Consider the following 15962-nt stretch of genomic DNA (forward strand, 5'->3'; position numbering starts at 1 on the left):
CATTTAGATGTTATAAACTCTTGGTAATACCGTTGAAACCGATAATTATGATTTATTTGCCAATTGACCACAGGCTGCATCAATATCCTTTCCTCGTGAGCGTCTTAGAGTAACTACTATTCCATTTCTTTCTAAGGTTTCTACATAGGTATCAACAGCCTTGTTAGATGCCTGTTGAAACATACCATCGTCTATTGGATTGTATTCTATCAAATTCACCTTAGAAGGTGCGAACCTGCAAAAATCTACCAAGGCATCAATATCTTTCTTAGTATCATTAATACCCTCCCAAACCACATATTCATACGTAATTCTACTCTTTGTTTTTTGATACCAGTATTCCAAGGCTTCCCTTAAATCAGCCAAAGTAAATTTAGCGTTAAAAGGCATAATGGAGGTTCTGGTCTGATCTATTGCAGAATGTAATGAAACAGCCAGTTTAAACTTTACCTCCTCATCTGCCATTCTCTTAATTAACTTAGGCACACCAGATGTTGATACCGTAATTCGTTTTGGGGACATACCCAAACCTTCAGGTGATGTAATTTTATCTATTGCCTTTAAAACGTTATTATAGTTCATGAGAGGCTCACCCATACCCATAAAAACAATATTACTCAATGGCCTATTAAAATATAACCTACTTTCATTATCAATAGCTACCACCTGATCATAAATTTCATCAGGGTTCAAATTTCGCATCCTTTTTAAACGGGCCGTTGCGCAAAATTTACAATCCAAACTACAACCAACTTGACTGGAAACACAGGCTGTTGTTCTGGATTTAGTGGGGATAAGGACAGACTCAACAACCAAATCATCATGTAATCTTACAGCATTTTTAATGGTCCCATCTGAACTCCGCTGCATTTGATCTACCTTTATGTGGTTGATTACAAAATTGGCTTCTAGCATGTCCCTGGTCTCCTTAGAAATATTGGTCATGACGTCAAAAGAATGGGCAGATTTTTGCCATAACCACTCATACACTTGATTACCACGGAAAGCCTTATCTCCCTGGCTTTCAAAAAAGTCACGGAGCTGTTCCCTGGTAAGTGCACGTATGTCTTTCTTTTTAACCTCTTCCATTTTTCTAAAGCTAATTATTATAAAAATCCCGCAAACCATATCATGGACAAGCGGGATTTTTATGACACCCTAATTTTAGGGTTATTTATTTAATCAAATAATAAGCATGGCGTCACCATAAGAATAGAACTTATAGCTTTCCAAAATTGCCTCTTTATATGATTTTTTCATTAAATCGTGTCCCATGAAAGCTGAAACCATCATCAACAAAGTTGATTTTGGCAAATGAAAATTAGTAATCATGGCATTCGCAATGCTAAAATCGTATGGAGGAAAAATAAACTTATTTGTCCATCCTTCATAGGTATTCAACATATGGTTAGAAGACACAGCACTTTCCAATCCCCTCATAACCGTAGTTCCAACCGCACAAACCCTTCTCTTTTTATTTTTAGCGTTGTTAACTATTTCGGTCGCCTTTTCATCTATATAAAGCTCCTCACTATCCATTTTATGCTTAGAAAGATCCTCTACCTCCACTGGGTTAAAAGTACCTAGCCCAACATGTAATGTTAATTCCGCAAAATCTACTCCTTTAATCTCTAAACGTTTTAAAAGATGTTTAGAAAAGTGGAGTCCAGCTGTTGGTGCTGCTACTGCACCCTCGTGTTTCGCATAAATTGTCTGGTAACGACTTTCATCTTCTGGTTCAACTTCCCTTTTAATATATTTAGGAAGCGGCGTTTCTCCTAGCTCCCTTAATTTTCTTCTAAAATCAATATATGCCCCATCATATAAAAAGCGAAGTGTTCTTCCTCTTGATGTTGTATTATCAATAACCTCGGCAACTAAAGTTTCGTCATCCCCGAAATACAATTTGTTACCAATTCTTATTTTTCGGGCAGGATCTACCAATACATCCCAAAGACGTTGTTCCTCATTTAACTCACGTAAAAGAAAAACCTCAATACGTGCCCCTGTTTTTTCCTTATTACCATATAATCTAGCAGGGAATACCTTGGTATTGTTCAGTACCATCACATCACCTTCATCAAAATAATCAATCATATCCTTGAACATTTTATGTTCAATTTTACCGGTTTCCCTGTGGATGACCATTAATTTGGCCTCATCTCTGTTCTCAGATGGGTATTCTGCCAATAATTCTTTTGGAAGCTCAAAATTAAAATGGGATAATTTCATATGTCTTGTATATCTTTTAAGCGCTGCTAAGCAAACTTAATGCATAGCAAATTGCGGCTGCAAATATACAATCCTCAATAGGGGGTTGTCAAGTAATTATGGAATTATAATTCCTTGACCTGAAATTCAAGGGATTTTATATCGTTCCAAAAATCTGGATAGGATTTTGAAACTACTTCGGCATCATTTATATACAACTGGGTTTTCATGGCTAGAGGAGCAAAAGCCATTGCCATTCTATGATCATTATAAGTATCTATGGCTACATCCCTATTTATGTTCGAAGTAGGTTTTATGGTTAAGGTTTTATCGGTAACACTGATAGCACATCCTAACTTGGACAATTCTGTATACAGTGCCTCTAACCTATCGGTTTCCTTAATTTTAAGGGTATGTAAGCCTATTAAATTACAGCCAACACCTAATCCAAAACAGGTAACCGCAATAGTTTGTGCAATATCTGGAGCATTAGCCAAATCACATTCTATGACCGTCTTTTTTACGTCGGACACTTTATTTAGGATAATTTCATTTTTACCAAAAATTGTTTCAACACCAAAATCCCGATAAATTTCAGAAAGCACACTATCCCCTTGCAGACTGTCTTTTTTATAGGCCGATAAGCAAATACTGCTTCCAAGATCTGCAAGTGCTACCAAACTATAAAAATAAGAGGCGGAACTCCAATCTGATTCTACTACCAATATCTTAGGCTCAACCGTTTTTTTGGCCGCTACTTTTATGATATTACCTTCAAAAGAAGTTTCAATTCCTATCTCATTCAATAAACCTAAGGTCATATTTATATACGGCACTGAGGTTATCTTACCTACAAGCTCCAACACTAAACCGTTTTCCAAACTAGGTGCAATTAAAAGTAAGGATGAAATATACTGACTACTGATATTAGCGGGTAAGCTTACCTTGTTCTTGGAAATTCGTTTTCCTTTAATTTTTAATGGTGGATACCCTTCATCCTTTACATAAGAAATATCCGCCCCCATGGTATTGAGTGCATCGACCAAGATTTTAATTGGTCTTTCCGTCATCCTTTTAGATCCTGTTAAAATCACATCACCACCTTCAATTGTAGCAAAATAACCCGTTAGAAAACGCATTGCTGTACCCGCATGATGTATATCCACGGTACCAGTGGTTTTTTGCAATCCCTGTTCCATTACCTGGGCATCATCGGAATTGGAAAGATTCTCTATCTGTATTCCATTATATAATGCCGACAATAACAAAGAACGGTTAGATTCGCTCTTTGAGCCAGTTATTTTAATAGATTTCTTTAATAAATTATTTGATGGTCCTGCTAAGTAAAGTCTCAAGATATGATGAATTAAAAACGAGCGGCTAAGATACTATTATTTCAACTTTTTATTATTGTGATGTCGATCATGATCACGTTTGGTTTTTAAATCCAACTTCTTATCAAAAGAATGTTGTAAATCTACACCAGTCTGGTTGGCCAAGCACAAAACTACAAACAGGACGTCTGCCAATTCCTCTCCCAAATCTTTAGATTTATCAGATTCCTTTTCACTTTGCTCTCCATATCTTCTTGCTATAATACGCGCCACTTCCCCTACCTCTTCGGTTAGCTGTGCCATGTTGGTAAGCTCGTTAAAATATCGAACCCCGTGCTCCTTTATCCAATTATCTACCTTTTTCTGAGCTTTCTGTAGTTCCATCACTTTCAATTTTTGATAAAACTACTTTTTCTGTTTGTTTTTCAATAGCAATTTTAAAAAATTCTTTAAGTTCAGAATAATATGATGCAGCTAAAAGTGAATTATTAATATTAATTGAGAACACTATTTGAAGCCCTTTATCTATTTGAACAATCTGGTATTTAAAACTACCAAGATCATCTCTTAAGGCCATTGCTAAGTTTTTAGGCAATGATTCAACTTTATAACCTTCTGGCAGAACCACACTTATCACATATTTTTCTTGCCATGGGTAGGTAAAGTCAATAGGATATTTCCTTTCTTCCAATTTAAATGGGTTTTCTTCCATTGCCATAAAAAACAATGGCGAAAAATATATTTTATCCCCAACAACACTTGCTTGATTCTCTAAGTCAAATGAAAAGCTTTCAATTACTGGTTTTCCTAATGTCTTCTTATTTTTGACTTCATAAGAGGAGATTTCCATACCGCCATATGTATTTTCAAGCTGCTCTAAATATGTTTCTTTAGCAATTGAAGAATTCTCATTTCTAAATAAATAAGCTTTATAATCAAAATGGTATTTTCTGTATTTACCAGAAATATTACCACTCTCTGTTAGATTTACAGTTAGATTAATGTTTTCCAAATTCACTTTTTGTGATGTTAAATCCAAAATCACAGAAGTCCCGTCCTTTTTAATTAACCTACCATACCAGTTTAATGCTCTTGTAGGAACTAAATTTGGTTCTGCAAACTTATTTGAGGCATCAAGTAAAATTGTTTCACCATTCAATTCAACTGCTGCAATAATGTAGTTAAAACCCTCCATTGTAGGAAACAAGGGTACACCGTGATCCCTAGTACTCACCAATACGGGATTTGCATCTAAACCAGCTTTCTGAAGCATTGAGGTCAATAATAAGTTAATATCGGCAATATTACCTGACTTTTCTTGATAAGCTTCTTTAACTCCTTTATAAACTGTATATCCATTAAAATTATTCCAAGACATACGTTCCTGGACAAAAGAATATATCGCAAACATTAATTCAGCTTCAGTACCATTGGCTGCCACTAGGGCTTCTAAATCCTCTTCATAATATCTTGAAGGCTTTAACTGGTCTCCAAATCCATCACTTTCATATATCTTCGTTATCACCTGCTCCCAAGTTGTTGTATAGCTCTCTCTACTTGATTGTGGTAATTGCACATACTGAAGCTCATAGTTCACTGCACTTCTGTAATTATCCATATGGTTAACAAAAGGTTCTTCTTTTAATGCTGGCACATCACTCATTACATAATCAGTTGTATTGATCGTATAACTCAGGGTATTTGTACTATAACTGGTTGGGCCACTAAATCCTTCGCTACGCCTTTTGTTGGTAAAGTTTATATTGCCCAATTTAGTACCATACTTAGGCTTAATAGCAAGATATCCCTTCATAATAGGTTTAAAAACAAAATATTCCGGTGCTGCTATTGCTATTTCTTGTTTTTTAATAGGAATGTTATATTGCAAATCAATTTCATCAATTGAATAATAAAACGGAGAAGTGATTTGATACTCATATTCAATTACACTTCCTTCCTTAACGTTGGGAAGGGTGAATTTCTCTTCATCACGATATTTGTTCAATGAATTAGAGAATATGCCCGATTTGTCCATTTTTTGTTTTACCACTTTTCCACCCTCTAAATTAAAAGTAAAAGCTTTAACCCCAGAAATTGATTCTTTACTGCTACCATTTTTATATAAGGTTTCTGAAACCATTGCGTATTTAAATCCGTCCTTATTGTAGATTTTTATACGTTCATGAATATTTGTAATTACATGAAAACCAATATCTTGAGTATACTTGAAATACAAGCTCTGATTCCTATATAGAACTACTGCAGAGGCAGAGGAATCTTTAGCATATTGCGTTTCGTTTATTTCTTCTTTTGAAACTTGTCCAAATTTATAATCCTGTGCAGAAACATTACAATAGGCTATAAAAAAGCAGACTAGCCCAACAAACTTAAAATTATTCATTAGATATGATTTAATGGATATTTATACTATTTCTTGACAAGCACTATTTGTGCATTATCGGTTTTTGCAATTTCTTTTCTGAAATCGCGATAATCAGCATATTTCTCCTTAGGATATTGCCCTTTTTTCAGTAAAAAGCTTCTTTTGTACAACACTGTATTATCCACACCTTTTGCCATAAAAGATACTTTATAGGTACCGAAAACAGAATCAACAATTTTCTCATTTGGCATTGCTTCAATATCATAACCCGCGGGTAAGTTTATTATAATCTCATCTTCATCAAAATAGCCGCGTTGAATCTCAAAAGGAAGCTTTCTATTGCGGTATCTATCGGGAATGTATCCACTATTATTGAATGCATTTACAGTAAAAAGAATTCTATCCCCACTTAAAGAGGCAAAGTTTGAGGCCTCCAAATCAACTTTTTCCGTAAACACTACCTCATCCTTATCATTTTGAAAGGAATACTGGTTTATTTTCAGATTATTAACGTTGCTCCAATAGCTTTTAAAATATTTAAACACCTCATCCTCAGTGTCCAATTCTAATTTAAAGTGATTATCATATTGAGTGCCCTTGGTGAGTATAGATAGGTTTGCTGAAATACTGCCCGAAGGATCCAAAGTGTATTGCCCCTTTGTTAGCTGATAATTATCCTCGTTATTATATGCTACTGTTCTAACAATTTCACCTCCTTCCGGTTTAATAATTAATGCGTTTCTATCATCGGTAAAATCTCCAATGAAACCGAATGGGTGGACTTGTGAGGTGCAATCGATCCAATAATATTTATCGTTATAGGGTATGGCCAATATGGCATGATTACCCTCTAAAGCGGCAAAATCCGAATCAAAATCTACTTTGTTGTTGCCTGCATGGATAACTGTATAATATGATTGAACCCCAACTGCCTGCAATAATGCGTAGGTATAATTTGATAAACCCTTGCAATCACCATATTTTACGCGATCTACATCTATAGCACTTATTGGCTTCCAACCTCCTATACCTATTTGAACACTTATATAACGTGTGTTGTCCTGCACGTATCGATATATAATTTTGGCTTTCTCCAAATCATCAGTTATACCTGCCACCAAGTTGTTTACAACCGCAACTGTAGATTCGTTCAAAACCGCCCTATCTTTAAGCAAAGCTTTGTTCATCCAGAGACCCATATCTTTCCAAGTATCAACATGGGCTTCTTCACCTTTTAAATTGAAATTTTTAAGTCTAACTTTTAAACGGGGAACAACCGCCCTAAATGATGGGCCAAGACTCTCCGATTTTATTGCTGGAATATTTGATGCCTCATAAACTATTTCACCTTGGGCATTCCTTTTAGAGACTTCAATAGAACCTAGGTTAATCTCCTTTACCTCTGGTTTAAGTTGTTCACCGGTATAGGTAATGCTGTAATAGCTTTTTTCTACACTTACCTTATAGTTTGAAAGAAAATACCAAGGTGGAAAAAATGCAGTATCTGAAGTTTCAACAGAATAGTTAAAAGCAATAGTGTATGGGTAACTTGTTGGCGTATAGGTGTTGATTAATAGCCGATCATCGGTGTATAAAGAAAATCCGTCTGCTGCACTGACGTCTTTAAAATCTTTTTTCTTGATATGTTCTATTTCTTGCCCTAGCTCGTCATAAACATAAACATCAATGTCTTTAATTTTACGTTCATTATCATAACCTACCCTATTGGTTGCAAAGCTATCCCCATCCTTATTTAGCACTGTTATTACTTGGTTAACAACATAAGACATTTTATTGGTCGCAGTTAAATCAATTTTCATCTCATCTAAGCGCACAACGGCATTGGCATTCTTTATAAGGTCGGCATCCAATACTATAGCTTGATACGAATTTTGGGCGTTGGAAGTAAAAAATACAACTAGAAGACTAACAAAAAATAATATGCGCATTGGTTAGGTTTGGTGGTTTAAACTAAACGACCAATAAAGGCATTTCTTACATAATTTACAAAATAAAAAGACAAAACACAGCTATTCGCGATTTTTTGTATCTATCCATATGGTTACAGGACCGTCATTTAACAATGCTACTTTCATATCAGCCCCAAATATTCCTGTACCCACTTTTTTTCCGAGCTCCTCTTCTAATGTTGTAATAAAGTTTTCATATATACGAATCGCAATGTCCGGTTTGGCAGCTTTAATATAAGAGGGTCTATTTCCTTTTTTTGTAGACGCCTGCAATGTAAATTGACTCACCACAATGATATCACCGTTTGTGTCTAAGAGCGAATTATTCATTACCCCCTCTTCGTCATTGAAAATACGAAGGTTCAAAACTTTCCGAACCAACCACTGAATATCATCAATACCATCATCATTTATGATTCCCAGTAAAATGAGCAAACCGCTTTCAATAGCTGAAATTTGTTCACCGTTTACTGTAACACTTGCCTCGGAAACTCTCTGAATTACTGCCCTCATTTTTTTTCCCCGTAAAGATCCGTTCGGTAATTTTCATCTTCCCCTGTAATCAATTGCAAATAACTTCTGTACCTACTCCACGCGACTTTACCTTCATCCAAAGCTGTTTTAACGGCACATTTAGGTTCATCCAAATGTATGCAGTTATTGAACTTACATTTTTGCTTCAACTTAAAAAATTCAGGAAAATAATCCCCTATTTCCTCTTTTTCCATATCCACAATACCAAAACCCTTAATACCTGGGGTGTCTATAATTCTTGCATTAAAACTAAGATCAAACATTTCTGCAAAAGTAGTTGTGTGCTGGCCTTGAAGATGTTGCTCCGAAATCACTGCAGTCTTAATTTCCAAACCAGGCTCTAAAGCATTGATCAAGGTAGATTTACCAACCCCTGAATGACCCGAAAACATGGAGGTTTTACCTAACATCAAATTCTTTATTTTATCTACATTTTTTCCAGTAATGGCAGATATACCAATACAGGTATAACCAATATCCCTGTACACAGCAGCTAGATATTTAATTTCTGTTAGCTCTTCCTCGTTATAGGTATCTATTTTATTAAACACAATAACCACAGGAATGTCATAGGCCTCCGCTGTAACTAAAAACCGGTCTATAAAAATGGTGTAGGTGGTTGGGTTGTTCAATGTAACCAACAGGAAAACCTGATCCAGGTTCGCAGCTATTATGTGCGTTTGCTTGGATAGATTTACGGATTTACGGATAATGTAATTCTTACGTTCACGTATTTCGTCTATTATCCCAATAGTATCATCCCCTTTGGTCTCCACTTTAAAGTGGACACTATCCCCTACGGCAACAGGGTTTGTACTTTTTATGCCCTTAATCCTAAACTTTCCTTTGATCCTACAGTCGTAAAACCTATTATCTTCCGCTTTTACCGTATACCAGCTTCCTGTAGATTTATAAACTGTTCCTAACATTTCCTAAGCCTCCTTACCTCCATATACACAAAATAACAACTTTTTGATTGATTCTTGCTTTGTTTAAGCACAAGCAATTTCATAAACCGATTAATAATAAATCTAGAATTACTGAAATTGACCAGAAATTATTGTATTACTTATATTTAATACTAAAAAACTAAATAATCCATACTACTATTATTTTAAACACAAACAACCTTTTAAATTAGAGGTTGTCTTTTTAATAACATCAAAAATCAATATTATGAAAAAAATCATTTTCGCAGTTTTTGTCTTAGCCGTCATTACAGATATTAGCGCACAACAATACAAAGTAATTACAAGTGTAGAATCTATTGTTCCAAGTGGTTTGGGTCGATCAAGAATTATTGACAGTCAAGAAGAAAAAGATTTTGAGGAGTATACTTCTGAACAAACTGAAGAGGACAATACTAGAAACAAATCTAAACGTGGCGATATTAGGGTAAAAAACTTTGAAGAAACAAAGTTGTTGAACTTTTATAATATTGCTGGTATCCGTTTTCAAAATATAGCAGCAAATGATGCTGTGATAAGTTCAAAACTTAATGCCATGGCTGCCGAAGGTTGGGAGCTCATACATGTTGTGAGTGGTGTAGAAAGTGATGCCGGCGAAAAAGATGGTCAAGGTATTTTTATAACCCGGTATGTCTTTAAAAAGTAATAAATTTTATCTATAAAATAAAGAACCCTGGCTTAGCCAGGGTTCTTTATTCATTATCCGTTAACTATTTTCTCTTGGTGATTTATAGATTCTTGGTGAATTGCCTTGAACATACGAAGTACAAACTCTTCGCTTAGCCCTTTGCTCTCACCTTCTAAAATCATAGCCCCTAAAATCTGGTTCCACCTATTGGATTGTAAAACAGCTACGTTTTTTTGTTTTTTGAGCTCACCAATACTGTCTGAAATTTTCATTCGCTTGCCTAATGTATCAATCAATTGATTATCAATAACATCTATCTGCGCTCTTAGGTTACTTAATTTAGAATTGTATTCTGCCTCTGGATCTGACTCCTTTCTAATTTTCAAATCCTTCATGATCTGAATTAATTTTTGTGGTGTCACCTGTTGTGCAGCATCACTCCATGCATTATCGGGATCATGATGTGTTTCTATCATCAATCCATCAAAATTTAAGTCAAGAGCAGTTTGGGACACATCAAAAATCATATCCCGTCTACCGGTTATATGCGATGGGTCATTGATTAATGGCAAGTCTGGGAATTTGTTCTGAAATTCAATAGCCATTTGCCATTCTGGAATGTTTCTATATTTGGATTTTTCATAGGTTGAAAACCCTCTGTGAATAGCACCCAATTTCTTGATCCCTGCAGTATGCAATCTTTCAATACCACCCAACCACAATGCCAAATCTGGGTTTACTGGGTTTTTAACCAATACTATTTTGTCTGTTCCTTCCAAAGCATCTGCCAATTCCTGCATGATAAATGGACTTACCGTAGATCTTGCACCTATCCATAACAAATCTACATCGTACTCCAAAGCCAACTCTACATGGGCCCTATTAGCCACTTCAGTCGCTGTTTTAAGTCCAGTTTCCTGTTTAACTTTTTGCAACCATTTTAGACCAAGCGCACCAACACCTTCAAAATTTCCAGGACGCGTTCTTGGCTTCCAAATACCGGCCCTGTAATAATTTACATCGGTATCTTTTAATTCGTGGGCAATTCGCAAAACTTGCTCTTCTGTTTCAGCACTACATGGCCCTGCTATTACTAGTGGATGGTCTAAACCCATATCATCCAACCATGTCCTCATTTCTTTACTATTTTCCATTACTTTTTGTTTAGTGGTATTCCCTTTAATATTGATTTTATTTTATTGGTGTTATTCATTTCATTATAAATACCTTCAAAGTCGTCCTTTAAAAGCAACTCTTTAAAATCGGTCAGATTTTGAATGTACTCATCCAAAGTTTCCACGACATTCTCTTTGTTCTGTTCAAAAATTGGTGTCCACATAGCGGGCGAGCTTTTAGCCAACCTTACCGTGCTTTCAAATCCACTGCCTGCCATGTCAAAAATATCACGTTCATTTTTTTCTTTTTCTATAACGGTCTTTCCTAACATAAAAGAACTGATGTGTGACAAATGAGATACATACGCTATATGTTTGTCATGAGCCTTTGGATTCATGTATCTGATCCTCATTCCCAGTAATTGAAAAATGGCCAAGGCCTTTTCCTGCAATTTAAAAGCTGTCTGTTCCACCTCACAAATGATATTGGTCTTACCATCAAACAAACCATTGATTGCGGCAGACGGACCAGAAAATTCTGTCCCTGCAATTGGGTGGCATGCCAAAAAGTTTCGCCTTTTGGGATGGTTCTCCAATGCGCTACAAATTATTTCCTTAGTTGAACCGGCATCACAAACAACACAATTTTCATTTACGCTATCCAATATTTTTGGAAGTTCAATGAGCATTGCATTCACAGGTATACTTACCATTACAAAATCTGCCAAATGTAAATCTGTGTAACTAGATTTTGCATCAATAAGATTTAAGGCAAGCGCTTCATCTAAATGTGATGCATTGGCATCTATTCCATAAATGGTGGTTTCTGGCATTTTTGCCTTCACATCCTTTACAAAGGAACCCCCAATTAAACCTATACCAACTACGAAAATGTTCATTTTAATCTATATTCTATCAATTGCCTCCCTAATCTTATCTTCGGTCACACAAAGTGAAAAACGTATGTAACCTTCACCATTACTTCCAAAAATGGTACCTGGTGTTATAAAAATATCCTTCTCATAAAGGATGTTATCTATAAAATTTTCCGCCGATTCAATTCCCGTCGGCAGTTTTGCCCAAACAAACATTCCAACTGAATTTATGTCAATGGTGCAACCTAATTTATTCGCTAGTTTAAACATCAAATCCCTTCTCTTGCTATACAGGATATTTAACTTTTCAAACCATTCATCAGCACTTTCCAAAGCCGCTATGGCACCCTTTTGAATACCATAAAACATGCCAGAGTCCATATTGCTCTTTACTTTTAATACCGCATTTATATTTTCGGAATTTCCAAGAACATAACCTACGCGCCAACCGGCCATATTAAATGTTTTACTTAAAGAATTTAACTCTAAACATACTTCTTTTGCCCCATCAATTTCCAATATACTTGTTGGTGCATCGTTCAACACAAAGCTATATGGGTTATCATTAACCAAAAGAATACTATTGCGTTTGGCAAAAGCCACTAGTTTAGCAAATTGTTCCCTAGTTGCAGTTGCTCCTGTTGGCATATGCGGATAACAAACCCACATTATTTTCACCTTACTTAAATCTTCCTTTTCTAATGTATCTATATCAGGAAACCACCCATTATCCAAGGTTAAATCATAATATTTTGGAGTCGCTTCAACCAATTTAGTTACCGATGTATATGTTGGATAACCAGGATTAGGGATTAAAACCTCATCACCCGAATTTAAAAAAGCCATACTTATGTGCATGATCCCTTCTTTAGAACCCATAAGAGGTAAGGTTTCGGTATTGTAGTCTACAGTTACATTAAATCTATTTTCATAGAACGATGCAATTGCCTTACGCAATTCTGGTAAACCTTGGTAACTTTGATATTGATGGGCTCCTTCTTCCAGAACCGCATCTTGCATAGCTTTGATAACCAAAGGTGATGGAGCCAAGTCCGGACTGCCAATGCCCATATTTATAATTGGCTTGCCTTGGGCCATTAACCCATGTACTTCTCTCAATTTTTTGGAGAAATAGTATTCCTGTACACTATTTAGCCTATCTGCAGTCTGTATCATTTCATGGCATTTTTATATTCCCCTAAAACTTTTATATCCTCCAACATGATATTCAACAGTGATTTTGCTTTTTCAAAATTCTCATATACCCCAAAAGTAACATCAACAAAAAAGGCATATTTCCATGGCGTCTCTATTACAGGTAATGATTGAATTTTAGTTAAATTCAAGTTGCAATCACTCATTACATTAAGTACTGTGGCCAAGCTACCTCGCTTATGGTCTGTTATAAATCTTAGCGAAGCTTTGTTTATTTCCTCTTTTGGAAGCTCTTTATTTTTTGTTTTTACAATAATAAAGCGAGTGGCGTTATTGGCTATCGTTTGAATATTATCAGCTACGATGTCCAAACCATATAATTGTGCAGCAACTTTAGGGGCAATGGCCGCAACATCCTTTAAATTTTGCTCTTGAATACGCTTCGCCGTTTCGGCAGTATCCACATCTTCTACCAATCTAATATGTGGATATGCCTTAAAAAACTCCTTACATTGCAGTAAGGCCATAGGGTGAGAACTCACTTCCTTTATATCCTCAAACTTTTGCCCTTTTAGAACCATTAAGTTGTGATGAATATTAAGATAATGCTCTCCAATGATATGTAAATTATTATTGTTTACTAGAGCATAATTAGGAATGATAGAGCCCGCGATTGAGTTCTCAATTGCCATTATTCCCTTATCTGCTTCCCCATTTAGCAGTTGGTCTACCAATGCATCAAAAGAGAGACACTCCACTAATTTTACGTCATCACCAAAGTAATCCATAGCTACTTGATGATGGTTGGACCCCTTAATTCCCTGTATGGCTATTTTTAATGTCACCTTTGTTTATTTTCAAAAAAAAAGTCCCGTTTTACACGGGACTTTACTTGTTTATATTTTTAATATATACTACAACAGTCCCATACCTCTCTTAAAAAAGAAGTAAAAATAAAAACCGTTCCAGAAATATTGCTTTGTCATAATTTTTAAAAACTTTGGCTAAAGTAATAATTAAATTTAAAAACCACAGTTCTTTACTAATTTTTTTGATTATTTATTAAAATCAAGAAAAGCTATGAGAATAGTATTTCAAATAAAGTGATAAGCTAATAATACCCTAAAAACTAAGAGCGAGTCCCAGACCACTATTGGAAGGGACCAACCTATATGAGGTTTTCCCAAGACTGTCATTAAACTCTAAAATAGCATTTTTCTTATTTTTGTTGGCCAAACAGTAAAATATTGACCCAACCACGGCTGTACTTGCAAAACCAACAATAGATGCAGTAGTATTATCATCATTATTTTCACTTATCAAATACCAAATTCCAAATCCTAAATTGGCCGTGGCAGCAGCAAAAGTAACGCTATACTGCTTTTTAGATTTAGCCCAGTACTCTTCAGATAACGTATTGGAGTCCATTGCCAATCCAAACTCTTTCCAAGTCATCTTTTGTTTGTCTTGATAAAATTCGTCGCCCCACATACCTTGAAATACTGTGATCTCCTGTGCACTAAGGGTTGATGTGCTAAAAGTCAATATAATAAGTACCGTAAACGTTGTTTTGAGTTTCATGTTTTTTGTTTAAAAATAATTAATATTTATTGAACAAAAATTATCTTAACCAAAATCTAACATTTTAAGTTTACCCTAACCTCTTTTAATATGACTTCTAAGATTTTTTATCAATTTGATGTATTAAACTTTTGGGGAGAGATTACCAAGTGATTCCTCAATAAACAAATTGACCACTTCGTCCAATTCAGGCTGAATTTTAGGATCTGTACAGTTTATCAAAATAGTAAAAACCATTTTCTCATCTGGATAAATAAAAAAATTAGAATAGCCCCCTACAGCATTACCTATATGGCCATAAAAATTCCTTCCCTTACTATCCAAACTTACCTGCCATCCTAAACCATAATAGGTTGGTTTGCCAGCTACAGTTTCCATTTTTAAAAACTGATTTTTATAAATCTCCTGGCTTAATAACTTATTTAAATAAGTAGTGCCGAGTTTTGTAATATCTTCTGCCGTAGAAAGAAATCCTCCACCGGCTAGTTTGTAATAATTATTGACTGGGATTGCTTTTCTAAATCCCAATTTACCCTTAGAATAAAATGCAGTTACTTTTTCGTTATGTAACACCCCACTGACTGGAGGCGCAATGGTGCTCTTCATTGACAATGGTATAAGTACCTTCTCCTGTACATAATCTTTAAAGGAAATACCACTTACTTCTTGCATTGCCAAGGATATTAAAACCCAATCAAAACTAGTGTACATATATCCTGTGCCAGGTTTAAACAATAAGTCATCATCTTTAAAAAGCGCTATACTTTCTTTTATAGTGTATGTTTTGTTTAGGCCGTACTCTATGCCCCTATACCCTCTAATACCGGCCGTATGTCCAGCCAATTGCCTTATGGTAAAATCCCATTTTTTTTTAGGATAATACGGAACATAATCATAAAACGAAGCATCTAAATCAATTAAACCATCAATAACCATATGCGCTAATGCTGTGGCTGCAATAGGTTTAGATATACTTGCAATTCTAAATATTGTTTTTTTTGGAAGTACTGGCTCTTCTGTTTCTAAATTCGCGTACCCATATCCTTTTTGAAATATGGTATCCCCATCTTTCCAAACAGAAATAGCTAATCCAGGCACCTTTTTCTCCTCTATTAAATTTTTAAGAAGAAGATTTATATTATTCGGAACTGTATGCAATTTACTCTCTTTTTAATACTTTATTGGATTTGAAAAATCCATATAACTAC

15 protein-coding genes are annotated in these 15962 nt (G+C 35.2%); 1 reads left to right on the forward strand and 14 read right to left on the reverse strand.

The window, feature by feature from the left end; translation table 11 throughout:
- Positions 1-45: 45 nt before the first annotated feature.
- From rlmN to rsgA, 8 genes are all read right to left on the reverse strand, one after another.
- Positions 46-1089: a dual-specificity RNA methyltransferase RlmN gene (gene rlmN, locus ACOCEA_RS11570; RefSeq protein WP_420756404.1), complete on the reverse strand. Its 1044-nt coding sequence runs from the start codon at positions 1087-1089 to the stop codon at positions 46-48.
- A 93-nt stretch (positions 1090-1182) separates the two neighbouring features.
- Complete coding sequence (gene queA, locus ACOCEA_RS11575) at positions 1183-2232, reverse strand: tRNA preQ1(34) S-adenosylmethionine ribosyltransferase-isomerase QueA (RefSeq protein WP_420756405.1); 1050 nt, start codon at positions 2230-2232, stop codon at positions 1183-1185.
- Between the two features lie 104 nt (positions 2233-2336).
- Positions 2337-3566, reverse strand: a complete 1230-nt coding sequence (locus ACOCEA_RS11580; protein ID WP_420756406.1) for a 3-phosphoshikimate 1-carboxyvinyltransferase — start codon at positions 3564-3566, stop codon at positions 2337-2339.
- A 36-nt stretch (positions 3567-3602) separates the two neighbouring features.
- A complete protein-coding gene (locus ACOCEA_RS11585) occupies positions 3603-3929 on the reverse strand; it encodes a nucleotide pyrophosphohydrolase (protein WP_420756407.1) in 327 nt (108 codons plus the stop codon).
- Positions 3895-5946, reverse strand: coding sequence for a transglutaminase (locus ACOCEA_RS11590; protein ID WP_420756408.1), 2052 nt, complete (start codon positions 5944-5946; stop codon positions 3895-3897). The genes ACOCEA_RS11585 and ACOCEA_RS11590 overlap by 35 nt, the downstream gene beginning before the upstream one ends.
- Before the next feature lie 26 nt (positions 5947-5972).
- Positions 5973-7877 (reverse strand): DUF3857 domain-containing protein, encoded by a 1905-nt coding sequence (locus ACOCEA_RS11595; RefSeq protein ID WP_420756409.1) that lies wholly within the window; start codon positions 7875-7877, stop codon positions 5973-5975.
- 81 nt (positions 7878-7958) lie between these two features.
- A complete protein-coding gene (gene dtd / locus ACOCEA_RS11600; protein ID WP_420756410.1) occupies positions 7959-8411 on the reverse strand; it encodes a D-aminoacyl-tRNA deacylase in 453 nt (150 codons plus the stop codon).
- Entirely contained in the window at positions 8408-9361 is a 954-nt protein-coding gene (gene rsgA, locus ACOCEA_RS11605) for a ribosome small subunit-dependent GTPase A (protein WP_420756411.1), read from the reverse strand. Before rsgA ends, dtd begins: the two co-directional genes overlap by 4 nt.
- A gap of 247 nt (positions 9362-9608) precedes the next feature.
- On the opposite strand from rsgA, the gene ACOCEA_RS11610 reads away from it, so the two are divergent.
- A complete protein-coding gene (locus tag ACOCEA_RS11610; protein WP_420756412.1) occupies positions 9609-10046 on the forward strand; it encodes a hypothetical protein in 438 nt (145 codons plus the stop codon).
- Positions 10047-10099: 53 nt separating this feature from the next.
- Here ACOCEA_RS11610 and ACOCEA_RS11615 read toward each other — a convergent pair whose 3' ends face one another.
- From ACOCEA_RS11615 to ACOCEA_RS11640, 6 genes are all read right to left on the reverse strand, one after another.
- Positions 10100-11182, reverse strand: a complete 1083-nt coding sequence (locus ACOCEA_RS11615; protein WP_420756413.1) for a chorismate mutase — start codon at positions 11180-11182, stop codon at positions 10100-10102.
- On the reverse strand, positions 11182-12042 hold the full coding sequence (locus tag ACOCEA_RS11620; RefSeq protein ID WP_420756414.1) for a prephenate dehydrogenase: 861 nt from the start codon (positions 12040-12042) through the stop codon (positions 11182-11184). Before ACOCEA_RS11620 ends, ACOCEA_RS11615 begins: the two co-directional genes overlap by 1 nt.
- Before the next feature lie 6 nt (positions 12043-12048).
- Positions 12049-13194 (reverse strand): pyridoxal phosphate-dependent aminotransferase, encoded by a 1146-nt coding sequence (locus ACOCEA_RS11625; protein WP_420756415.1) that lies wholly within the window; start codon positions 13192-13194, stop codon positions 12049-12051.
- A complete protein-coding gene (locus ACOCEA_RS11630; protein WP_420756416.1) occupies positions 13191-14018 on the reverse strand; it encodes a prephenate dehydratase in 828 nt (275 codons plus the stop codon). The genes ACOCEA_RS11625 and ACOCEA_RS11630 overlap by 4 nt, the downstream gene beginning before the upstream one ends.
- A gap of 277 nt (positions 14019-14295) precedes the next feature.
- Complete coding sequence (locus ACOCEA_RS11635; RefSeq protein ID WP_420756417.1) at positions 14296-14754, reverse strand: hypothetical protein; 459 nt, start codon at positions 14752-14754, stop codon at positions 14296-14298.
- Positions 14755-14877: 123 nt separating this feature from the next.
- The gene (locus ACOCEA_RS11640) at positions 14878-15912 is read right to left on the reverse strand and encodes a serine hydrolase domain-containing protein (RefSeq protein ID WP_420756418.1); all 1035 of its coding nucleotides are present in this window, start codon (positions 15910-15912) and stop codon (positions 14878-14880) included.
- Positions 15913-15962: the final 50 nt, after the last annotated feature.

Source organism: Maribacter luteocoastalis, from assembly GCF_048890225.1.
Lineage (GTDB): Bacteria > Bacteroidota > Bacteroidia > Flavobacteriales > Flavobacteriaceae > Maribacter > Maribacter luteocoastalis.